Annotated in this window: 22 protein-coding genes, 1 tRNA gene and 3 pseudogenes; 11 read left to right on the top strand and 15 right to left on the bottom strand. The window is 30.5% G+C overall.

Annotated features, from left to right (window positions below; translation table 11 throughout):
- Positions 1 to 6: 6 nt before the first annotated feature.
- From ACTS9J_RS12260 to ACTS9J_RS12250, 3 genes are all read right to left on the bottom strand, one after another.
- A complete protein-coding gene (locus ACTS9J_RS12260) occupies positions 7 to 261 on the bottom strand; it encodes a hypothetical protein (RefSeq protein ID WP_180904914.1) in 255 nt (84 codons plus the stop codon).
- Positions 262 to 287: 26 nt separating this feature from the next.
- A complete protein-coding gene (locus ACTS9J_RS12255; protein WP_448353284.1) occupies positions 288 to 3,287 on the bottom strand; it encodes a hypothetical protein in 3,000 nt (999 codons plus the stop codon).
- A gap of 181 nt (positions 3,288 to 3,468) precedes the next feature.
- A complete protein-coding gene (locus tag ACTS9J_RS12250) occupies positions 3,469 to 4,908 on the bottom strand; it encodes a glyceraldehyde-3-phosphate dehydrogenase (protein ID WP_448353283.1) in 1,440 nt (479 codons plus the stop codon).
- 341 nt (positions 4,909 to 5,249) lie between these two features.
- Here ACTS9J_RS12250 and ACTS9J_RS12245 point away from each other — a divergent pair.
- Positions 5,250 to 5,334, top strand: a tRNA-Ser gene (locus tag ACTS9J_RS12245).
- A 342-nt stretch (positions 5,335 to 5,676) separates the two neighbouring features.
- On the opposite strand, the pseudogene ACTS9J_RS12240 reads toward ACTS9J_RS12245, so the two are convergent.
- Positions 5,677 to 6,258 (bottom strand): annotated as a pseudogene (locus ACTS9J_RS12240) (DDE-type integrase/transposase/recombinase); the annotation flags it as partial.
- 44 nt (positions 6,259 to 6,302) lie between these two features.
- Positions 6,303 to 6,494 carry a helix-turn-helix domain-containing protein gene (locus tag ACTS9J_RS12235; RefSeq protein WP_286495961.1) on the bottom strand — a complete coding sequence of 64 codons (192 nt, stop codon included), beginning with the start codon at positions 6,492 to 6,494 and terminating at the stop codon, positions 6,303 to 6,305.
- 662 nt (positions 6,495 to 7,156) lie between these two features.
- Here ACTS9J_RS12235 and ACTS9J_RS12230 point away from each other — a divergent pair.
- Positions 7,157 to 8,884 (top strand): hypothetical protein, encoded by a 1,728-nt coding sequence (locus ACTS9J_RS12230; protein WP_286495938.1) that lies wholly within the window; start codon positions 7,157 to 7,159, stop codon positions 8,882 to 8,884.
- 171 nt (positions 8,885 to 9,055) lie between these two features.
- On the opposite strand, the gene ACTS9J_RS12225 is transcribed toward ACTS9J_RS12230, so the two are convergent.
- Entirely contained in the window at positions 9,056 to 9,259 is a 204-nt protein-coding gene (locus ACTS9J_RS12225; protein WP_286495937.1) for a YwbE family protein, read from the bottom strand.
- A gap of 443 nt (positions 9,260 to 9,702) precedes the next feature.
- Here ACTS9J_RS12225 and ACTS9J_RS12220 point away from each other — a divergent pair, with 443 nt between their 5' ends.
- Both ACTS9J_RS12220 and ACTS9J_RS12215 read left to right on the top strand, forming a co-directional pair.
- On the top strand, positions 9,703 to 10,002 hold the full coding sequence (locus ACTS9J_RS12220) for a hypothetical protein (protein WP_416410800.1): 300 nt from the start codon (positions 9,703 to 9,705) through the stop codon (positions 10,000 to 10,002).
- A 33-nt stretch (positions 10,003 to 10,035) separates the two neighbouring features.
- Positions 10,036 to 10,227, top strand: coding sequence for a hypothetical protein (locus tag ACTS9J_RS12215; protein WP_448353282.1), 192 nt, complete (start codon positions 10,036 to 10,038; stop codon positions 10,225 to 10,227).
- 1 nt (position 10,228) lies between these two features.
- On the opposite strand, the gene ACTS9J_RS12210 is transcribed toward ACTS9J_RS12215, so the two are convergent.
- The 3 genes from ACTS9J_RS12210 to ACTS9J_RS12200 all read right to left on the bottom strand — a co-directional run bounded on the left by ACTS9J_RS12210 (position 10,229) and on the right by ACTS9J_RS12200 (position 13,061).
- A protein-coding gene (locus tag ACTS9J_RS12210; protein ID WP_448352912.1) for an IS3 family transposase occupies positions 10,229 to 11,403 on the bottom strand; the annotation gives its coding sequence in 2 pieces (ribosomal slippage) (positions 10,229 to 11,136 and positions 11,136 to 11,403; 1,176 coding nt in all).
- Positions 11,404 to 11,833: 430 nt separating this feature from the next.
- The gene (locus ACTS9J_RS12205; protein WP_286495934.1) at positions 11,834 to 12,091 is read right to left on the bottom strand and encodes an Lrp/AsnC ligand binding domain-containing protein; all 258 of its coding nucleotides are present in this window, start codon (positions 12,089 to 12,091) and stop codon (positions 11,834 to 11,836) included.
- Positions 12,092 to 12,146: 55 nt separating this feature from the next.
- Positions 12,147 to 13,061 carry an IS481 family transposase gene (locus tag ACTS9J_RS12200; RefSeq protein ID WP_280046477.1) on the bottom strand — a complete coding sequence of 305 codons (915 nt, stop codon included), beginning with the start codon at positions 13,059 to 13,061 and terminating at the stop codon, positions 12,147 to 12,149.
- A gap of 75 nt (positions 13,062 to 13,136) precedes the next feature.
- On the opposite strand from ACTS9J_RS12200, the gene ACTS9J_RS12195 reads away from it, so the two are divergent.
- The 4 genes from ACTS9J_RS12195 to ACTS9J_RS12180 are packed head-to-tail and all read left to right on the top strand — an operon-like array spanning position 13,137 to position 16,461.
- Positions 13,137 to 13,925: an FAD-binding oxidoreductase gene (locus ACTS9J_RS12195; RefSeq protein ID WP_448353281.1), complete on the top strand. Its 789-nt coding sequence runs from the start codon at positions 13,137 to 13,139 to the stop codon at positions 13,923 to 13,925.
- 45 nt (positions 13,926 to 13,970) lie between these two features.
- On the top strand, positions 13,971 to 15,248 hold the full coding sequence (locus tag ACTS9J_RS12190) for a chloride channel protein (RefSeq protein ID WP_221855550.1): 1,278 nt from the start codon (positions 13,971 to 13,973) through the stop codon (positions 15,246 to 15,248).
- Positions 15,238 to 15,819 (top strand): uracil-DNA glycosylase family protein, encoded by a 582-nt coding sequence (locus ACTS9J_RS12185; RefSeq protein ID WP_125349005.1) that lies wholly within the window; start codon positions 15,238 to 15,240, stop codon positions 15,817 to 15,819. Before ACTS9J_RS12190 ends, ACTS9J_RS12185 begins: the two co-directional genes overlap by 11 nt.
- Positions 15,820 to 15,858: 39 nt before the next feature.
- Complete coding sequence (locus tag ACTS9J_RS12180) at positions 15,859 to 16,461, top strand: Crp/Fnr family transcriptional regulator (RefSeq protein WP_125349006.1); 603 nt, start codon at positions 15,859 to 15,861, stop codon at positions 16,459 to 16,461.
- On the opposite strand, the gene ACTS9J_RS12175 is transcribed toward ACTS9J_RS12180, so the two are convergent.
- Genes ACTS9J_RS12175 through ACTS9J_RS12160 form a run of 4 tightly spaced genes read right to left on the bottom strand, consistent with a single transcriptional unit; the run spans position 16,451 to position 19,850 of the window.
- Complete coding sequence (locus tag ACTS9J_RS12175) at positions 16,451 to 16,852, bottom strand: cytochrome C (RefSeq protein ID WP_125349007.1); 402 nt, start codon at positions 16,850 to 16,852, stop codon at positions 16,451 to 16,453. The two genes, ACTS9J_RS12180 and ACTS9J_RS12175, sit on opposite strands and share 11 nt — an antisense overlap.
- A 13-nt stretch (positions 16,853 to 16,865) precedes the next feature.
- Positions 16,866 to 17,126 (bottom strand): hypothetical protein, encoded by a 261-nt coding sequence (locus ACTS9J_RS12170; protein WP_125349008.1) that lies wholly within the window; start codon positions 17,124 to 17,126, stop codon positions 16,866 to 16,868.
- Between the two features lies 1 nt (position 17,127).
- Positions 17,128 to 18,117 carry a cytochrome c gene (locus ACTS9J_RS12165; protein ID WP_125349009.1) on the bottom strand — a complete coding sequence of 330 codons (990 nt, stop codon included), beginning with the start codon at positions 18,115 to 18,117 and terminating at the stop codon, positions 17,128 to 17,130.
- A complete protein-coding gene (locus ACTS9J_RS12160; RefSeq protein ID WP_291050531.1) occupies positions 18,117 to 19,850 on the bottom strand; it encodes a cbb3-type cytochrome c oxidase subunit I in 1,734 nt (577 codons plus the stop codon). Before ACTS9J_RS12160 ends, ACTS9J_RS12165 begins: the two co-directional genes overlap by 1 nt.
- A 404-nt stretch (positions 19,851 to 20,254) precedes the next feature.
- Between ACTS9J_RS12160 and ACTS9J_RS12155 the strand changes: the two genes are divergently transcribed.
- The 3 genes and pseudogenes from ACTS9J_RS12155 to ACTS9J_RS12145 all read left to right on the top strand — a co-directional run.
- The gene (locus ACTS9J_RS12155; protein ID WP_125349011.1) at positions 20,255 to 20,584 is read left to right on the top strand and encodes an ArsR/SmtB family transcription factor; all 330 of its coding nucleotides are present in this window, start codon (positions 20,255 to 20,257) and stop codon (positions 20,582 to 20,584) included.
- Between the two features lie 79 nt (positions 20,585 to 20,663).
- Complete coding sequence (locus ACTS9J_RS12150; RefSeq protein ID WP_448353280.1) at positions 20,664 to 21,128, top strand: DUF6428 family protein; 465 nt, start codon at positions 20,664 to 20,666, stop codon at positions 21,126 to 21,128.
- Between the two features lie 12 nt (positions 21,129 to 21,140).
- Positions 21,141 to 21,746, top strand: a pseudogene (locus ACTS9J_RS12145) (protein-tyrosine-phosphatase); the annotation flags it as partial.
- Here the strand turns inward: ACTS9J_RS12145 and ACTS9J_RS12140 are convergent.
- Both ACTS9J_RS12140 and ACTS9J_RS12135 read right to left on the bottom strand, forming a co-directional pair.
- A pseudogene (locus tag ACTS9J_RS12140) lies at positions 21,731 to 21,865 on the bottom strand (IS3 family transposase); the annotation flags it as partial. The pseudogenes ACTS9J_RS12145 and ACTS9J_RS12140 sit on opposite strands and share 16 nt — an antisense overlap.
- A complete protein-coding gene (locus ACTS9J_RS12135) occupies positions 21,862 to 21,975 on the bottom strand; it encodes a hypothetical protein (RefSeq protein ID WP_376741540.1) in 114 nt (37 codons plus the stop codon). The gene ACTS9J_RS12135 and the pseudogene ACTS9J_RS12140, both read right to left, overlap by 4 nt.
- Positions 21,976 to 22,127: the final 152 nt, after the last annotated feature.

The following is a 22,127-nucleotide window of genomic DNA, read 5'->3' as shown; positions in this document are numbered from 1 at the left end:
TAGAAATTAGTTTTTTAATAACTGCTTTCTGAAACGTAAAGCAACCAATCCTGCCCCTATTACCAATAATGGTAAATAATCATCGATTGGTGCTGGATCAGCATCTTCAACATCTGTTCCACCACCACCGGTTCCTGGTCTAGCAGAACTTTCATTTTGATTAGTTGATTCAAAGAACGAAATCTTATTTTCTTGAGCAGATAGACCTATTGAACAATGCAAAACTCCTGCAACTAAGATAATTTGTTTTATATTTTTCATATTGTACTATTTTATTAGATGTTAAATTATTTGTTTACAACTTTTTGAGTCTTAACTTTTCCGTCTTCAGTCAGAACTTTTATAACTAAAATTCCTTTTGCAGAAGATTCAACTTGGTAAACACTTGCACGAATGTTATTTTTCACAAATATTTTTCTTCCTTGAATATCATACAACTCTACCGAAGAAATTTTATTTTGTTTTGCATCCACTACAATTGTATTGTTTTTAGTATAAACAATAACATTTTCTTTTGACAATTCATCTGTACCTAATGTTTTATTTGTATACACAAGTTCAAAACGAGTATCAAATATTCCTGCTTTAGAAGTGAATGAATAAGCTGATTCTGATAAGTTATGTACTTGATTTAACTCTTTATCTCTTAAATAAACAATCTGTCCTTTTTCAAACAACCCATCAGCTTTCTCTATATTGATTGTGTAATTTCCTTGCTCTAAAGTTTCAAAACCTAATTTTACGACATCATCAGTTTTAAAAGGTAAGCTGCGTCCTTGGATTGCATATGCTTCATTATTAATCAATGAGTAGATTGCTGAAGATCCTCTTTGCATCACTTTTGCATCAATTTGATTATCCGCATCGTTTGTAGCTCCATCCATATAAGCTAATAAAATTTGGCTAATTGTTTTACTTTCTTTTGATAAACTTAACCAAATTCTGTTTTTCTCTGCAATTGAATTTTTATAGAAAAATGCATCTTGCGAAGTTCTCATTGTATTGTTAAAATTAACTGTAGGTGTAGCTTGAGAAAGTCCTACGATAAATCCTTGTCCAACAGAAATGTTTGACAAATCAGGAATAACACCACCTACAACGTTGAATGCGGCATAATTATTTGCATATTCTGAAGAACCAACAGGGAATTGATGTGTCCAGAAATATAATGAATTAACATTCTCATTTGCTAATAAGAATTTTTCCACATTAATGTTAGAAGCATAAGGGTTACCAACTAAATTGTATCCATTTGCTGTAAATTGAACAGGAACTGTTATATCTCCATTGAACGGAACACCTAAAAATGCACCATTATGAATTGTATTTTGCCCTGTTGGTAAAGTGTTTTTAACACGGATAGAAACCCCTTTACCTGGTTCAAATAATTTTGAGTCTGTATCTGAAGTTAAAATCTGAGTAAATTCATCTGTTGTTTCATTATATGTCCAAAAACGATTGTATAATGTTTCCGGAGAGAATGAACGTATAGTTTGTTGCGATGCTTCCTGCTGAACCGGAGAAGACCAGAACGTCATATCATTACGAACCATCGATTTACTATCGCGGTTAACTGTAATTGCTCCTGAGTTAGCAACGTTTTGATTTTGGATTAAATTACCACCATTTTCTACAACTAATCCTGTAAGACCAGCTTGATTGTCGATCTTCCCATCAACGATTAAACGAGCACCTGACTTTACGACAACTGAACCTCCAGCATCTGAAACTGTAAACGTTTTAGCTTCTAATTGCGTATCAACTGTTACTTTACCTTTGATGATTACATCTTTTGTAAGATCCGGCGTTCCATTAGACCATGCAGTTCCGTCCCAAGTTGTAGAGTTTTCAGCTGTTGAACATTGAATTTTAACATTGTCAATAAATGCTCTTTTTGCCGATGTTTCTAATTTTAAAGTAGAACCAGCAGCCACGTTTTCAAAACTTACAGTTTGTGTTTCGAAATTATCTGCCATTTTCGCTGTATAAACAACATTTTTAGTTTCTGAACCTAATGTAACATTGACACTTCCTTCAATTGCTGTCCAACCTTTTACATCAAAAGAAACTATTACATTACCAGCTATTTGATCTAACACTTTTGATGTTATCCCCCCTTTGTTATTACTTGAACCTAACCTAATAGCATTTCCTGCTTGATAAACAGTAACTACAGTAGGAAAATTAGAATTCCCATTCCAAGCCTTATTAGATCCTGCAGTACTTGTATTATTACCATTTAAACCATCAAATGTTTCCTCAAAACAATAAGTAGCATTAGGATCTGTTACTGAAACATCAAAAGTTGTACTAAATTCGTTATAATTATTATTACTAACGGCAGTTGCATTAATAGTTGTAGAACCAATACCATCAAATGATAAGCTATTTCCGTTTATAGAAACAATAGAATTATCAGCAGAAGTATACACAATATTTAACCCTTGATCTGTTTGTGATGGTAAACCAGAAAAAGTGGTTCCTTGGTTTTGAACTAAAGCTTCAAAGTTATAATCTACTGTTTGGTTTGCTTTTGCAATTTCAAAAGTTATAGTAGCCGGATCAGAAGTTCCATATTGATTTGTGGCTGCTACCTGTGCTGTAAATGTTCCTGCTTGTTCAGGTGTACCTGAGAAAACGCCATTATCAAATGTAATTCCTAAAGGTAAAATACCTGTTTGAGTCCAAAAGGTAGGATTATTAGTTGCTGTCACAGCTCCATCAGGCAATAATACACCATAAGTTCCTGTAATTGTTCGTGGAGACACAACTGGTTTTTCCGTTGCTATTCCAGCGGCAGTCCAAGAAATATTATCTAAAGTAAGTTGTGGTCCTGCATTTCTAAATGTAATAACAGCTGCCTCTGACTTATTTATTTCTACTTCAAATGAATGAATAGTAGCATCCGTTTGTGCTTTTCCAAATGTTGGTGAAGTGTAAACAACTACATTATCTACTAATACTTCAATCTTTCTATTATTTGAACCTCCAGTAAAAGCTTTTCTGACATCAAAAGATAATTTTCCGATTCCATTAGAAATTGTAGTTTCTAATGTATTTCCTGCAGCTTGAAATAGGATTCCTTTATTTGTGATTGGATATGTACTTTCATTTCTTGCATTTGTATAATTCCATACAATTCCTCCTGTTTCTCCAGTAAATGATCCTGTTGCATAAGAACTACTTAATGCTGTTTGGGACTCAAAAGTTTCTGTTCCCTGTCCAAAAGCAAATCCTGATAACAATAATGTTAATAAGGATGATTTAAAAAAGTAAAGTTTTTTCATACGATAAATTGTTTTAAGTTTTTTTTAAAAAAAGTTAATTTTCTAAACTAATATTAATATAACATTAACAAAAATAATACATAAAATTTACTTAAGTATTTTTAAATGAATATCCTACAAAAAAAATCCGCTAACAAATAAATGTTAACGGATTAATTTTAAATAAAGGGAAAAAATACTATTAATAGTATGTATATCTTCTAACACCTGCAATGTGTTTTGCTAAACGCATTACTTGGTGACTGTATCCATATTCGTTATCATACCAAACATACATCACAACATTTTTACCATCGGCAGAAACAATTGTCGCATTACTATCGAAAATCGACGGAGCAGAAGTTCCAACAATATCCGAAGAAACCAATTCATTGTTCAACGAAAATTTAATTTGCTCAACTAATTCTCCGTTCAATGCAGCATCTTTCATCAAATTGTTTACCGCTTCTACAGAAGTATCTTTACTAACTTCTAAATTCAAGACAACCAAAGATCCATTTGGAACAGGAACACGAATTGCATTCGAAGTTAATTTACCTGCTAAACTTGGTAAAGCTTTTGCTACAGCACTACCAGCACCAGTTTCAGTAATTACCATATTCAAAGCAGCAGCACGTCCACGACGGTATTTTTTGTGCATATTATCAACCAAATTTTGATCGTTTGTATACGCATGTATTGTTTCTAAATGTCCTTTTACAACACCTAAATTATCTTCAACAACTTTCAAAATAGGTGTAATTGCATTTGTTGTACAAGATGCCGCTGAGAAAATATTTACATTTTCTGGGCTATATTCTTCATGATTAACACCGTAAACAATATTCGGAACACCTTTTCCTGGCGCTGTTAATAAAACTTTATCAGCACCAACAGATTTTAAATGACGAGATAACGCTTCTTCATCTTTAAAAACACCTGTGTTATCAATAATTAAAGCATTATTAATACCATAAGCAGTATAATCAATATCTTCTGGCTGAGCTGCAGAAATCATATAAACAGAAACTCCGTTGATAATTAAAGCATTATTTTCGTGATCAGCTACAACGTTTCCGTCAAAATCACCATGAACAGAATCATGACGTAACAAAGAAGCTCTTTTTTCCAATAAAACAGGATCGTTTTTATCACGTGTTACAACAGCGCGTAATCTTAATTGTTGACCTTTTCCCATTTGAGAAGCCAACTCACGAGCTAATAAACGTCCGATACGACCAAAACCGTATAAAACAACATCTTTTGGTTCAACACTTTTTACATTTTTGCTTGCACCTAATTTCTCTTCAACAAAAGCTTCTGCCGAAGCGTAATCTCCAGAAATATATTCTTTAGCCAATTTTCCAACATCAAGTCTAGAAGCTGGTAATTTAGCTTCAGAAATAGCTTTAGCAATCGCTAACGTATCGTCGATAGCAATCTTTTTTTCTACAAATTCCTCAGCATACTGATGTAGATTTACGATGTCACTAACGTTTTTATCAACTAATTGATTACGGAAAATTACCAATTCAACAGATTGATCATACCATAAATCTGAAACAATTTTAATGAATTCTACAACCTTTTTGCTCATTTCATTGAAAGATGCAAGTTGTTGATCATAAGAAGAGTGGTTCATTTTAGAAAATGTTTATTTTGTGTTTATTTACTTAATTCTTGGCAAAAGTAATTAATTATAACGATTTCGTACATTTTTTTTACAAAAACTAATTATTGTCATAAAAAAGCAACTATTCCTACGAAAATACTAAAATATAGAAAAAAAATAAATTTTTAATAGGAAATTTTAAATTTTATGAATACTAATAAGTAGCTATTAACCATTATTTTATTGTTTAATTTAAATTGAATTGAATTTTACGAAAACGTTTTCGTAAAATAATTGTTAAAAATTTTTATTTGCAAATTCGAAAAAGCGTTCTATATTTGCACTCGCAATACGGCAATAAACGCTGTGTTGGAGAGTTGGCAGAGTGGTCGAATGCGGCAGTCTTGAAAACTGTTGAGGGTCACACCTCCGGGGGTTCGAATCCCTCACTCTCCGCTGAAAGGGATTCTATTACTTAGAATCTCTTTTTTTGTATAAATAAAAAAGTTTTCTTCCTTTATTTTCAAATGGTTACTCGAAAATAAATCCATCATTGTAGGTATTTGATAAATCCCATTTTCATAGTGTAAACTGCTGTCGAACACTATGTTTACAAATTCTTTTTTCTGTAAAGTATTAGCTTTAGAATAAACAAATGACCCGGTCCTAAAATAACTATACATGTTTTTAAATAAATCCTGTTATAGTTACACACCAATTGATCTTAATCCTAAATTTACTATACAAAGGAGTTTTGATTATTAAAACTTCTATTATAGTTTTCCATCTTTTCTTTAATTTTTCTGACTGCAAATGCGCAGCATTTGGAGTTAAATAATCACAACTTGTATGTGGTCTTAATTCATTATAAGTTTTAATACTATTAGTAATTTTAATTTTTGTCTGATCAAAACCTAATGTGCTTTCATATAAATTAAATTCCATTTTAATTATTCCATTAACCCTTTCTGCCATTGTATTTTCATAGGGATCACCTTTTTCTGTCATACTTATAGCTATGTTATTTGAGAGTAATAAATCTACATATTTATGTGAGCAATACTGCGATCCTCTATCAGAATGATGAATTATAGATTCATTATAAAGCCTGTTATTTACTGCCATGTTAAGCGCTTCAATACAACCATCAGCTGATAAATCTTCACGGAAGCAATACCCCATTATTTTTCTTGAATAAGCATCTGTTATTAAACTCAGGTAACCCCATTGAGTGCCTAGTCGAACTTGTATACCGTAGTGTTTTTGGGCTTGTTTATACGTAAAGCCGCCTTTTTCTACTTGGCGTACAACAGCTAACTTAAAGCCTAAGGTGTAATCGCGTTGTGTACGCTTTTCTCTTTCTAAGTATGATTCTTTCATGATAAGTTGATTTGGTGTCAACTTATTTTAGGATAAGACATTCTTTAACAAAAAAGGCTCTTATCCAAGAATTTTATATTAAAGAAATGTTTTGGGAAAAAGTACTTTTTACCGAGCTTAAAACAAGGAATCGTCTTGTTTCTCCTCATGCGATACAACGTTTTTTCACTAACGTTAAGTAGCCTTTGCACATCTGCACTGTCGTAGAATTCGTGAACTTTGTTATATGTTTTAATTTATTTAATTTCAGTAATATACGAGTTAATTAAATAATATAAATGATAAGAGGAAGTAGGGATAGGGTGATTCTATATTTCTTCTTTTCATTTTTTTGTTCATCCAAAAAAAACGAAACAAAAAAAGATGCCGACAGTAGTCTCTCAATGATTCAACTAACTAAATTATTTTCATAAAGTTGTCAACTCGTTCCACTCAGACACTCCAACTTTTTTTATTCCAATAATTTAGAATTGAATTTCATTTCGATACTAAATCGTCGGATTTTTAATTCCTTTTTCAATATTCAAATTCACTTATAATAACGAATTTTAAAGCTGTCATTGCTGAAGAGTCGAGTGTCAATTCTACGTAGTGAGCGTTAAAAATGATTTACTGTTCACATTTTATATGTGAATAATTTAAAGCATTTAGCGAGTAGTCGTTATTGACCGACTTGTAGGCACGGACTTGATTTTTTTTGGTTCGTTTTTTTTATCAAGAAAAAAAATGAACATATAATTTATTAATCAACTTGTAACAAGTTTACCTAAGCTCCACAAGAGCTTCTCCTTATAATTTCAAATGTTTTTTACTGTATGTAGAAGATTATTTTAGAAAAATAATTCATTTTCATGTTGAATCTTTTGTATTCTCTCTATTTTAGTAAGAAATTAATGATATGAATTTTAAAATACTGTTTTTATTTCTTACTTCTACACTACTTTTTGGTCAAAATAATTTTATAACTCCTTACGAAAAAGGAAATAAAAATCAAACTACAACCTATGATGAAATGAATGTGTTTTATCAAAATTTAGCGGAAAATTTTGAGACAATACAGTATGTAAAAAAAGGAGAAGACGATAATGGAAAGTCAATTTATGTAGTTGTTTATAATCCATTTAAAGAAAAAGATATAAAAGAATTACGTAAAACAAAAGCAGTGCTTTTCGTAAACAATGGAATTCATCCTGGAGAACCGGACGGAATTGATGCGACGATGATGTTGATGCGAGATTTGGCAATGAAAAAAATTAAACCGCTTAAGAATTTTATTATTGCTGCGATTTCGGCCTATAATGTAAGTGGTATGTTGAATAGAGGGGCTTTTTCGCGCGCAAATCAGAATGGACCTGAACAATATGGTTTTCGTGGAAATGCCAGAAATTATGATTTGAACAGAGATTTTATTAAAAATGATTCAAAAAATGCAAAAAGCTTTCAGACGATTTTTCATTGGTTGAAACCTGATGTTTTTATTGATAATCATGTAAGTAATGGGGCAGATTATCAGTACACATTTACCTATATTTCGTCTTTTAAAGCGCGTGTAGGAAATGTTTTGGGCGATTATTTTTATACGACATATCAAGCAAATAATCTAGCCGAAATGCAAAAAAATGGTTACGAAAGTACGCAATATGTGAACATACATGGCGATGTTCCTGATATTGGTTTTGCAGCTTTCGAAGATTCTCCACGCTATTCTACAGGTTATACAACATTGTTTAATGCACTAAGCACAATGCCCGAAACACATATGTTAAAGCCTTATGAAAACCGTGTAGACGCAACGTATAAATATATGTTGGTAAATCTAGAAAATTTAGATAAAGAATATTTGACAATCAGAAATTTACGAAAAGAAAATCTAAAACAATATCAGGTCGGAAATCAATATGGAATTCGTTGGAAAATAGATTCTACTCAATTTACAACAATGAATTTTAAAGGATTTGAAGCAGGATACAAGCCAAGTGCGGTTTCGGGAAAAGATAGATTGTACTATGATCGATCGAAACCATTTACAAAAAAAATTAAATTATTCAATTCTGCAAAACCAATTAGTTACATTACAATTCCGAAATATTATGTTCTTCCACAAGCTGAATATCGCGTTGTAGAAGCTTTGCAACGAAATGATATTCAAATGAAACGAATAGAAAATGATACATTAATTAACGTCGAATCGTATAAAATATCAGATTTTAAAACCAATAAAAATGCATATGAAGGACATTATAATCATTACGAAACGGTGGTTACAAAATCGATGAAATCGCTTAAATTTTTTGAAGGAGATTATATTGTGCCAACACAACAAGATGGAGTGAAATATATTCTTGAAACCTTAGAACCAGAGGCATTGGATTCGTTCTTTAACTGGAATTTTTTCGATGGAATATTAGGTCAGAAAGAATATTATTCGGCTTATATTTTTGAGGATACAGCTGCTGAATTATTGAAAAATAATGTGGTTTTGAAAACCGCATTTGAAGCAGAAAAAGCATTAAAACCAGAGTTTGCTAATGATGGCGAAGCACAGTTGGATTGGGTTTATAAAAATTCGCCTTATTTTGAGAAGAATACTTACAGACAATATCCGATTTATAGGATTCTTAATTAAAACCAGTTGTGCATTTTGAAATAAAATTATTCAAATAGATGGTTTAAGTTGTTATAACACACAATTTGTTAATTAAAATCTATTTGTTGAAATAGAAAAGGCAAAGGTGAAAAATTGTAAAAAGCTCTTATCTGTATTGATAAGAGCTTTTAATTTATAGTTTGATGCATTCTAAAAATCGTCTTCAATAATTTCTTGCACACGTCCAATTTGTCCATCCGTCAAACGAACTTTTATACCACGATGATGATAAGGCGCAGAAGTCAATAAATCTTTCACGATACCCTCAGTCAATTCGCCAGTTCGTTGATCCTTTTTCAATACAATATTAACCAGCATACCAGGTTTTATATTTGCTCTTGTTTTACCATCCATATTACAAATATCTTAAAATAAATGGAAAAGATATTCATTCTATCGTAAAGGAAATTAAAAAATACATTCATCTGGAAGGTAAAAATGAAATGGGATTGAATATGAAATTTATGAATTTTCTCTTTTATTATTTTATTTACAACCCAGCTGAAAAAATTTGAGATTGAATATAAAGGCAAGAATAACAAGAATACAACTTTCTTTTATTGGAGAGGGGTTGAGGTGAAAATCATAAAACTAGAAATAGGATTTGTTCGAGTGTTGTTCGATAATGTTTCGGAAAAAGTGGGCGAACAAAATAGGGGAGAAGTGAAGTGATTTTTATTTGAAATGGTAATTGATTTAAAAATTAATTATTACTGAGTATAAATAAGAAAATATAAGATAGATTTGGTCGAGTATTTAATTGATTTGGAATAAATTTAGAAGATAAATAATTCATTATGGAAAATTTACCAAATTTAAATAGTATTCATGATACTGATAAAAGCGTTGGAGCGATAAGTATTTTCAAAGGCGAATCTAGTAATGTAACATCAATTCAATTATTAGAAAAAAGTGTTTTAAAAGAGCACAATACAAAAATACCTGCTTTGCTTTTATGTGTTACTGGAAAAGTAGTGTATTCAGATGAAAATGAACAAACAATAGAATTAAGCTCTAGTGACTATATAACGATAGAACCAAATGTTATACATAAGTTAGAGGCTTTAGTAAATAGTCAGTTGATTTTAGTAAAATAAGATCATCAATAAAATGAATTAATATTTCTTGATATGCACGAATTACATCTATTATTAATTTTCCATTTAATAGGCGCTACGATATGGGTTGGTGGACATATTATATTAAGTTTGGTTATTTTACCACAAGTATGGAAAGAAAAATCGATAGAGAAATTGTTCTCTTTTGAAAGTAAATACGAACGAATAGGACTTCTGGATATCCCCCTGAATTTTCCAGTGTAAGTTAAGCTACATTTTTTAAAAATTGTAAATTATTATTAAACTCAAAAATAGTTTTATAATTCAAAGCTTTATGTCTTCTATTTCTGTTATACCAAATTTCAATATACTGAAAAATTTGTTTTTTCATTTTCTCTCTTGTAATTAATTTATTTCCATAAATCATTTCAGTTTTTAACGATTTAAAGAAACTCTCAGCCACAGCATTGTCCCAGCAATTCCCTTTCCTTGACATGCTACGGATAACACCATAAGAATCAAGCGTATTTGCAAACTTCTTTGACGCATATTGTATTCCTCGATCAGAATGAAATAGCATTCCTTTTTTAATCGATCTATTCTTTATAGCCATACGCCATGCTGATAAAGTTGTATCTTCAGTACTCATCGTATTGCTCAAACTCCAACCAATGACCTTTCTATCATATAAATCGATAATTGTTGTTAAATATAAAAATCCTTCTTGAGTTTGAATATAAGTAATATCTGATACCCATTTCATAGAAGGTTTTGAAGCGTAAAAATCTCGATTAAGAAGATTATTTACAGTTAAATAATTATGTTTAGAATTTGTTGTAACTCTAAACTTTTTACTTAATTTACTTCTTAAACCAAGCTCTTGCATATATTTAGCAACTGTTTTAACTGATATTCTGTAACCTAAAGCATTTAATTCTGAATGAATTCGAGGACTTCCATATCTCTGCTTGAATTTAAAATATAGATACTTTATTTTATCTAGCATCAAATTTTTTCTCAAAAGTCGATTGGAGCAACCTTTATTTTTCCATTTATAATAGCTGCTGGAGTGGATTTTTAAGATAATACACATTTTCTCAATCGGAAATTGGCAATCGTGATTCTTTATAAATCTATATTTCATCGACCGTTCTTGGAGAAAATGCTGATTGCTTTTTTTAAGATATCACGTTCTAATTCTGCATCTTTAAGCTTTCTTTCTAATTCAACTATTCGCTCCTGTTCTGGCGTTAGTTTTAAATTACCTTTTCCTGGAAAACTATTGGATCCGTATTCTTGATAATCTTTGCGCCATTTGTATAATAAGGAGGCTTTTATTCCAAGTTCCCTTGCTAATTCCGATATATTACTTCTTTCATAACTCAATTCTACCGCTCGTAATTTAAATGAAGCATCGTAATGATTTTTTATTCCTTTCATAATTGTAAGATAAGTATTATATACCTTTTCTTACTCTGGAACTTTCGTTAGGATATCCATTCCAGCTTTATTAGTTATGGTTATTACAGGAGTAAGAATGTCTTATATCTACACGATCAAGATTAGTAATTGGTTTCAATTCGAAAACCCCATTGAAAGAGTTGTCTCATTAAAACTGATAGGCTTAGCAACAATTGTATTATTGGCTTTGAGTGCTCAATTTTATGTGCTTCCTCGTTTAAAAACAGATGATACAAAACTTCCTCTCATGACATTTCATATTATAGCGGTGACAACGATTAGTATAATCATGTTAATACTAGGTAGCTTCGTACGATATGGTGGTATTTAGATAAATATTAGTAGTTTAGCCTATCTATTTATTAAATTTCTTGTTATAGTTTAGTAGAGAACAATAGTAACAAAGTAGCTATGAATCATTCTTAGGTAATGGTATTTGTAATCCAGTTTTAACTGTATGCATGTTGACAAAAGTTTTAAAACGTCGTATATTCGAGTTACTAAAAAATAATTTTCGAGTCAAGGATTCGTATTCTCGCATAGTATTAACCACCATAATCAATGCAAAATCTACTTCACCTGTTACATAATAACATTGCTGAATTTGAGGAGTTTTATTGAAAGTTGATTTTATTTCATCAATAAATTCAATTTTATCTGTATCCAATTCAATTTCTACGAACAGCTGTCGTACTTCATGACTTCGTAGACTTTAAATATAATTATTTTAGTTTTAATTTTAGTATTTCATAAGGAGTTTTTCCTTTAAAAGATCCATGTGGTCTATTGAAATTATAAAAATTTTCCCATTGTTCTAATTTTTGATTTAGATCAACATCATCAGTATAGCTTAAAAGTTGATAAAACTCTTTTTTATCAGTTAAATGAGATCGTTCAACTTTCCCATTTAACTGAGGCGTTCCTACTTTTATAAATCGGTGTCTCATTCCTAAATCTTGAACATGCCAATGAAATTTTGATTGAAATTCATGTCCGTTATCTGTTTGAATTGTATTAATTCTGAAAGGAAATTTATCTACAACATAATTTATGAAATCAATTGAACTTAATTGATTGTGCTTTTCATAGATTTTAAGCGCTCTAATTCGTGTAGCATCATCAATTGCTGTATATTGAAATCTCTTGATTTTATGGCCATTTGCATCTTGAAAAATTAGAAATTTAACATCAACCTGTACATGATGACCTGGTGTTTCTTTTTCATATCGAATACTATGCATAGCTCTTCTAGTTGCCTTTCTGTCTAATCGACCTACATTATTGCGTTTTAGAATACGATAAACACTTGATTCTGATATTAAAATATCATGATAACGTTCTAAATACCATTTAATTCGCCAAGTCCCTAATTTATGTTCTTTTCGAAGTTCTAATACTTTATTTACAATTTCTTGCTTGATTTGATTGGGAAATGTACGAGGAGTTGGTTTTTTTCTAAGTAAACCTTCTTCTCCATGTTCATCATATGCCTTTTTCCATTTATAAAATGTACTCTTTTTCACGCCAAAAAATTTATATGCTATAGAGTTATTTCCATATTCTTTGGCATATTTTAGAACTTGTAGTTTTTTACTATAAGTTAAATAAGCTGCTATTTCTTTTGTCTTTTTAATCATCATAAAGCTATATTAGTTTTTTACTAATTTAGTCTACGAGGATATGACGTACCCACAATTGGTCATGAACAGAAAATGTATGAAAGTAAAAAAGAAGAAGCTGGTAACTGGCTAGGATGGCGCACATTTATTGTGAAAAGTAAGGTTGAAGAATCTGCCGAAATTACTTCGTTTTACTTAAAACCAAAAGATGGAAAAGCTCTTCCAAAACATTTAGCAGGACAATATTTAAGTATCAAAATATTTTTACCTGAAATGAATCTTGAACAAATACGTCAATATAGTATTTCTTGTGCTCCAAATGATGAATACTTTCGTATTTCTGTGAAACGTGAAAAAGGTACGAATATCGCAGTAAATGGAATGATTAGTAACTATTTACATGATTACATTTTTGAAGGTGACGAATTGGAATTGAGCGCTCCTACAGGAAACTTCGTGTTACAAGAAACGAAAAACAAGAAGATATTTATTAGTGGAGGAATCGGTCAAACTCCTTTATTGTCTATGTTAGAAACTTTTGATTTAAACGAAAAAGTACAACATGATGTCGTTTGGATACACGCATGTCGCAATAAAGAAGTGCATGCATTTGCAGATAAAATAAAACTTATTCAAAACAACCATCCTAATGTAAGTAAATATCAATTTTACGATTATATAGAAGAGTCTATTGCAGATTCAAGTGTTTTGAAAGGCCATATTGACTTTAAAAAGATTGAAGACTGGAAGTTTGATAAAGATTCTGAATATTATGTGTGTGGACCACGCCCTTTTATTAAAAAAATGATTGAAGAACTAGAAATAAATCAAGTCAATAAAGAACAAATTTTCTTTGAAGAATTTGGACCAAAATCGTTATAATCAATAATTAAAATATGGAGAAGCAATGCTTCTCCTTTTACATGTATGAATTTTAAAAATCATGTATCAAAAAAAAACTATCGATGGGTTAAATGGAGTAGAATAGTTCTTTGTTCTATTTTAGTCGGAGTTTCTGTAGGTTTGCTTACCTTAATGTTTAAAAATTTAGTAGAACAATATGAGCATTTACTTTTAGATAAAGCAAAAAAAAATAATTTATTCTTTGTTATTTTTCCATTTATAGGATTAACATTGATTTATTTTTTGCGCCAGTTTGTTTTTAATAAAAAGAAAAATAAAGGTATTACTGAAGTATTGGAAGCTCTACGCTCTCAAAAAAAGATTCCTTCTTATAAAGTTTTTTCACATTTTTTTAATGGATTTCTTACCGTTATTTTTGGAGGAACAACAGGAATCGAAGTTTCCACTGTTGTTGCTACAGCTACTTTGGGTGATATGGCTTCCCGAAAAGATGTCATTTTCAAAAAATATCGTAAAGAATTTATGGGAGCTGCAATTGCGAGCGGGGTCACTATTTTATTTTGTAGTCCGTTGGCAGGAATCTTCTTTTCCTATGAAACGATAGGGAAACAAAAAAGCAACGTTTTTTGGTTTACACACATTCTTAGTGTTACATTTTCAACTATTATTCTATTTTTGATGAATGCTCATCCTTTGATAGATCTTAGTCAGCGTGTAAAAGAATGGCATTATGAAGCAATACCATTTTTCATTATTTTATGTGGTTCAACAAGTATTTATGGTGTATACATGACGCGAATAGTCACCTATTCAAAGCGTATTTTATTATTTGAAAACCAACCCATACTTCAATTACTAATAGGTTCTATATTGTTGGGAATCGTTTTATATTTTTTACCCGAATTATATGGGTCTGGTTATCATACTATTGCTGAGTTAACCAAAGAAACAAATTATGTTGTAGAATTTGCTCTACTTGCATTATTTCTTGTAATTATAAAGCCGTTTACAACTGGATTTACTTTAAAACTGGGAGGTGACGGCGGTGTTTTTGCTCCGAGTATTTTTGCAGGTGCATGCTTGGGTTTGCTTGTAGGTGTTTTAACTAAAGTATATTTTATGCCTGATGTAATTGTTTTGAACTTTATAATATTGGGTGTAGCATTTACAGTAGCTGCGACTTTACATGCTCCATTTACAGCCATATTTTTAACTTTCGGAATTTTTAATTCTTACGTTTTATGGTTCCCGATTGTTGTATTAACTTTTATTAGTTATCTTTTATCAAAAAAAATATATCCTTATACTGTTTATACATTAATATTAAAAAATGACAAATAATTTTGATAAATTAATAGAGGAAGTTCGTGCATGTAAAGTCTGCGAACCTTTTTTGCCATTAGGTGCAAATCCTATTGTACAAGCAAATCCTATGTCTAAAATTGCTATTATTGGGCAAGCTCCAGGTTTAAGAGTTCATGAGACAGGTGTACCTTGGAACGATGCAAGCGGAAATGAATTGCGTAAATGGTTAAATGTAACAGTAGATCAATTTTATAATCCCGAACTTTTTGCATTATTACCCATAGGATTTTGTTATCCGGGAAAAGGGAAATCTGGAGATTTACCTCCAAGAAAAGAATGTGCACCTCTATGGCATACTAGTTTATTAGATGAAATGAAAGAAATACAGCTGATTTTATTAATTGGTCAGTATTCCCAAAAATATTATTTGAAGAATAAAATGAACAAAAATATTACTGAAAACATTTTAAATTTTAACGATTATTTGCCTGATTATTTTCCTTTGCCTCATCCGTCACCACGAAATTTTATTTGGATGAATAAAAACCCATGGTTCAAAGAAAATGTGTTACCTGAATTAAAAAATAGAGTTAAAAATATTTTATAAATAAGTACTTTTGGGTATATTGATTATTTAATTTATGCTATGATTAATCAAGATTTATTAATCCAATTTGGAGGAGAAATTAGAAATCTAAAAAGAGGAGAAATTATTTTTGAAATTGGACATTTTCCTATTTATTATTATCAAATAATAGAAGGTAAAGTTAAAATGAATAATTTTTCTGAAGAAGGTAAAGAATTTATACAGAATTTTTTTATTAAAGGTCAAAGTTTTGGAGAACCTCCTTTATTTATTGATGAGCCATACCCTGCTAATGCGATAGCGGTGACGAATGGAAAAATAATACAAATTTCTAAAGTATCATTCTACAAACTATTGCATTCGCGTCCAGAAGTATCTTTAGAAGTTAACAAGAGTTTAGCACGTCGTTTGTACTATAAGTCAATTATGGCCCCCGAAATATCGTCGCAAAATCCAGAAAGAAGATTGGTAAAACTATTCGATTATTTGCGTAGTCATAACCAAAATAATGAACCAGAATATTTAATTGATTTATCTCGTCAACAGCTGGGGGATTTAACAGGATTGAGAGTGGAAACTGTCATACGAACAATTAAACTCTTAGAAAAAAAAGGAGAACTTGAAATAAGAGGTGGTAAAGTAATTTTAATTGCTAAAGACTAAAATTTTCAATGATATAAAAAGCTGCCCAAGCCATAAATATTATAATAAAAACCCAAACCCAAATTGGTATTGTTCGTGGATTTTCGCTTCCTTTTATAATAAAACTTTGGTTTTTTCCTGTATCATAAGCATTAATCATTAATGGCAATACTCCATTCACTTTTTCATTATCAGAAAGCCCTTCTATATGAAGTATTGGCCCATTAGAAACGGTAAAACGAATAATTTTTAACCCTTCTTTTTGGTCAAACTTGCTTACTATTTTTAATAAATGTTCTCCATCCGTCAATTTAGTTGTATCTAACTTGAACGTAACTGGTGGAACCAATTCTGCAATAGGTTTTTCTTCTTTGTCAATGTACAAGTACACAGTTATATTTTTTTCTGACATAATCCCTTTTTTATTAAAATTTTAAAACAATATTTTTGATATGTTTTTTATCTTTTTCGCCAGGTTTAATAAGAAATTTAAACGAATAAAATAATGTATATAATGTAATTATAGTAATCAAGATCACAATGAACCAATTCCAATTTGATTCGGGACCAGTTCCATGTGTAAAATCTTGCGTAATTTTTGGTTGTTGAAGTTTACAGGCATCACATGCTTTTGCATAGCTATATAAACCTAACAATAATATTGTTTTATATTTTGTCTGTTTCATTTTATTTAATTTTGTCCATGATAGCTTTCACTTCTTCTACTGTTACTTTTTTTCCATTATTTCCCCAGCTTGCTTTCTCATAATTTATAATTGCAGTAACATCTTCTGGTGTAAAATGTGCATTTTCTCCTACAGCTGGCATAGAAGCATATTCTGGTCTTGGATCGTAACCTTTCATGATAATCGTAATATAAAGTTCTAAATTTTCTCCTAAAACAATTGGGCTTCCTTTTAATGGTGGAAATGCTCCAGGTAAACCTTCTCCATTTGTTTGATGACAAGTTGCACAGTTTGTTCCAAATAGTGCTTCTCCGTCAGGAAGATTTGAATCGGTTGAATTTCCTTCAGATTTTTTTTCTTTTTTATATAAAAATTTCACAGGCTCAACATCTTCTGTAAGTTTTACTTGTTGTAGACTGAAGAGATAAGCTACTAAATCTTTTGCTTCTCTTGAAGGAACAATTTTTCCTTTAATTCCTATTCTAAATTCATCTGGAACATTTACTTCTATCTCTCCTTCGTCCAAATAATCTTTTACATTAAATAACCATTTATAAGAAGGCATTACAGATTCTGGTACAACAGATCTTGGATTATATAAATGTGAATATTGCCATTCTAAACTTGGTTGCTTACGACCAATATTAGTTAAATCAGGTCCTGTTCTCTCTGTTCCCATTAGTGTTGCTGTATTCTGAAAAAAGCTAATACGTTTATTTCGTGCATAATCTGCAGCAATACTTGGTCTTTCTCCAAAAACCTGATCCATATCTACATTTCTGATCTGTTGTGTATGACAAGCTACACAACCTTCTCTTATATAAATTTGCTTACCACGAACTTCCTCTTCTGTAGAGACATTACTTCCTGGCAAAGGACGATTTATTTTCTGATTATTAAGTGCAGGTAGAATACAAATAATCAATGTTAGAAAAAGAAAAAATGCCAATGCGGAAAGAAAAAGCTTTTTATGATTATTAAAAAAATCCATTATAATGTTGTTTTTTCTATATTAATAATATCTAAAAGTTCAGCTGGTGATTGCGGTATTTTTATTTCCTTTTTTGGTTTTAACATTCTATAAAAGTTATAAGCGAAAATAAAATGAGATATCCACATCATTGTACCTCCTATAGCCCTCCATAACCAATAGGGCATCATTAAAATTATACCTTCAAGAAACGGTTTTTTATCCATCCATAAAATTCCTTTTTCTGTAGATCCTATCATCAACGAAACAGTATAAACAAGTAAACCTATTAATGCAAACCAAAAATGTAAACCAACAGTAATACTTGGTGGTTCATGAGAAGTAAGTCTCGGTACAAGTGTATAAGTAAATGACCATAACATAAATGTGATAATACCATACATAGTTAAATGAGAATGAGCAACAGTGAAGTCGGTAAAATGCCAAACAAGATTAGTTACCCGAAATGCTTCTACAGTTCCTTGCATTGAACCAGTGAAATAGAAAATAATTGAAACGACATAAAATGGTAGTACATAACTTAATTTTAATCTGTGCCAAGAACCTCGAATAGTCATCATAAAATTAATGCTTCCTGCAGCTACAGGTATTATCATACCTACGCTCGCTACAATTGCAATAGTTTGCATCCACCATGGAATAGCACTAAATATAAAGTGATGAGTTCCAATTAGAGTGTAAAATAAGATTTGAGTCCAAAAAGCAAGTATACTTAGACTATATGAGTACACTGGGCTATTAAGTTCTTGTGGAAGGAAAAAATACATTAATCCAAGATTAAAAAACATGAACCACATACCAACACCTTGATGCATAAAATAACCTTGTGTAATGGTTTCACCTAATCCATCTTGCCAAAACGGAAGATAAGCAACAAGTAATATGACAACAACAAACATCATTGCAGATACTATATACCAATTCGAGACATAAATTTCTTCTGTTTTTCTTGATGATATTGTTTGGATATGATTATAAATACTGATAATAATTCCTATTGCAAAAAGAAGCATAACTGGCCAAACATATTCTCTGTATTCTCCACCGCTATTATTTATCCCAACCATTAAACAAATACTTCCTAATAAAACAGCTGAATTCATTAAAATTAGTGAAGTATAAGCTATTTTTAAGCTAAAGATTTTTGTATTACCTACTCTTGGAATAACATAATACGAAAAACCGACCATAGCAACAGATGCCCAACCCCAGAAAACAATATTCGTATGTACGGGTCTTAATCGACCAAAGCTTAACCAACTAACATGATCAGCATCAGGTGCGACAAATTTTATTCCCAAATACTCTCCTACGGTTGTTCCTATAATAAGCCATAAAATACCACATCCTAAGAACCAAAGTATAAGTTTTTTTTCGTTGTTAGGAATAACTATATTTTTTCTTTCTTTTCGTTTGGTTTGTAAAAAACGAATATCATGTATTTCATTTGTTTGATCTACTAATCCACGTGGATCTTCAACAGAATTATTTAATGAAAGTTCGTTTCCTATTAGTTTAAACTCAAGTTCTATCTTTCGTTTTTCAAGAGCAGCCACTTCTCCTGGTTGAAGATTCTTTAAATCTTCATAGATTTTTTTTAATTCTTTTTTTCTTAACACATTTGATATAATGCTATTGATTTTAATTAAAATAAGAATCAAAGCAAAAAATACAGGAATAAAGAAAAACAAGATAGTCAATTGAAGACCAGGTTCATTTAATAAATTATCCATTATAGTTCTGTTTATATAATTTTGATTTTCTAATTTACATAGGATAGCGTAACAAGACTTATGCGTGTGGTCATAGGTGTGTTAAATAATTGTACTTGTGTCTTTTACAGAAATTATTTATTTAATATTCATCTTATGAAAAGAAGGAAGCCTTATGGAAGAATTATTATTAAATAGAAAAATAGAAGAGTCTTATCGTAGAAAATATTAACCAATAAATTAAAATTTAATTTCTGAAAATTTAATTCTCAATACTTATATCTACTTTTTACAATACTTTAATTTGCATCAAGATTTCTCGAAGGTCATATGAATTCATTTGAAAAATAATAAGAATAAAAAGAGAAAGGAAGTTTTACATTTTAAATTTAAAATCGTAATATTGCGATGTAATAAAAAGAGAAATGGGAATTACTAAAACAGAGATGTTTACAGAAGAACAAAATAGATTAGCCGTGCTGTTTAAGGTTTTGGGACATCCGGCTCGTATTGCTATTTTACAACATATTATCAATCAAAAAGCGTGTATTTGTAACGATTTGGTAGATGAATTGGGCTTAGCACAAGCAACTATTTCTCAGCATTTAAAAGAATTAAAAAATATAGGAATTATACAAGGTTCTATAGAAGGAAAGTCTGTTTGTTATTGTATTGAAGAAAAAGTATGGAATGAGATACAAAACGAATTAGTCACTTTCTTTAATCAAGAGGTGAAAGTTAAACAATGCTGTTAAAGGCATTTTTTTTTAATCTATATACATCGTAATATTACGATGAATAAATAAAGAAAATAAATTTAAAAACTCAATTCATATGACACTTGAACAAATCAAAGAGATATTGCCAAATTTAGACAATGTTGAATTTCAATTAGAAGATGGGACATTTGTACCAGAACATTTCCACGTAACAGAAGTAGGACAAATCACCAAAAACTTTATTGATTGTGGTGGAACATTAAGAACTGAAAAAGTCGTGAATTTCCAACTATGGAATGCTGACGATTTTGAACATCGTTTAAAACCAAATAAATTGCTTCACATCATCCAGCTTTCAGAAAGTAAATTAGGGATTGAGAACAGCGAAATAGAAGTAGAATATCAAGCCGAAACAATTGGAAAGTATGATTTAGAATTCAATGGAAAACATTTTGTCTTAAAGAATAAACATACAGCCTGTTTAGCAGAAGATGCGTGTGGTATTTCAAATCAAAAACCTAAGGTAAAATTATCAGAAATTCAGTCATCTTGTTGCACACCAAATTCTGGTTGTTGTTAAAAATCAAAAACAATGTATCCGATATTAAAAGAAAACATAATTAAGTTTCAAAGTTTTGATACGATATCTATAGATAGAAAGGCTGTTTTACAGCCTTTGGTAGAATATATTCAACAAAAAGTAGATGATAAACTAGTTGTAAATCTCAATTTTATTTGCACGCACAATTCTCGCCGAAGTCATTTAGCACAAGTATGGGCACAAGTTTCTGCTTCGTTTTACAACATACAAGATGTACATTGCTATTCGGGAGGAACAGAAGAAACGTTGCTATTTCCTAAAGTAGTAGAAACTTTGATTAATCAAGGCCTTTACATTTACAAAATTTCAGAAAATAACAATCCAATTTACGCTATTAAATATAGCGAAAATGCTCTGCCTATGATAGGTTTTTCTAAAAAATATGATGATTTTTTCAATCCTATAAACCAATTTGGAGCAATTATGACTTGTTCGCAGGCTGATGGCGAATGTCCATTTATTGCGGGTGCAGAAAAAAGAATATCCCTAAGCTTCGAAGATCCCAAAACTTCAGATGGTATACCACAACAAAATCTTTTTTATACACAAAGAAGTACTGAAATAGCAACAGAAATGTTTTACGTTTTTTCTCGAGTTATATCACCCGATAATCGCTTTTTACCTGCTTCTAAAAATTCTTTATTCCACTTATAAAATTGAGATTGACTTATACTATATTTTCTACAAAGTTGGGCTATGGAGTTTCTGCTCGTTAAGCTTCCATTACAATTAAAATTTGTTCTTTGACTTCTTTTGCAAACTCAACACCATTACCATCAGGTAATTTTACATCACATAAAATAACTTCAGGAGTAAGTGTTTTAATTTTTTTTATCCCTGATTTTAAATTTTCTGCTTGATGTATTTCAAAACCTTCTAATTCGAGCTAGGAGTGTTCTGATTTTTGTTTTATCGTCTATGATTAAAATTGAATGCATTCTTATTACTTGTGAACAATGAAGGTATTATTTTATGCAT

This window comes from Empedobacter sp. ULE_I140 (assembly GCF_053482575.1).
This window is presented reverse-complemented; position numbering and strand designations above follow the sequence as displayed.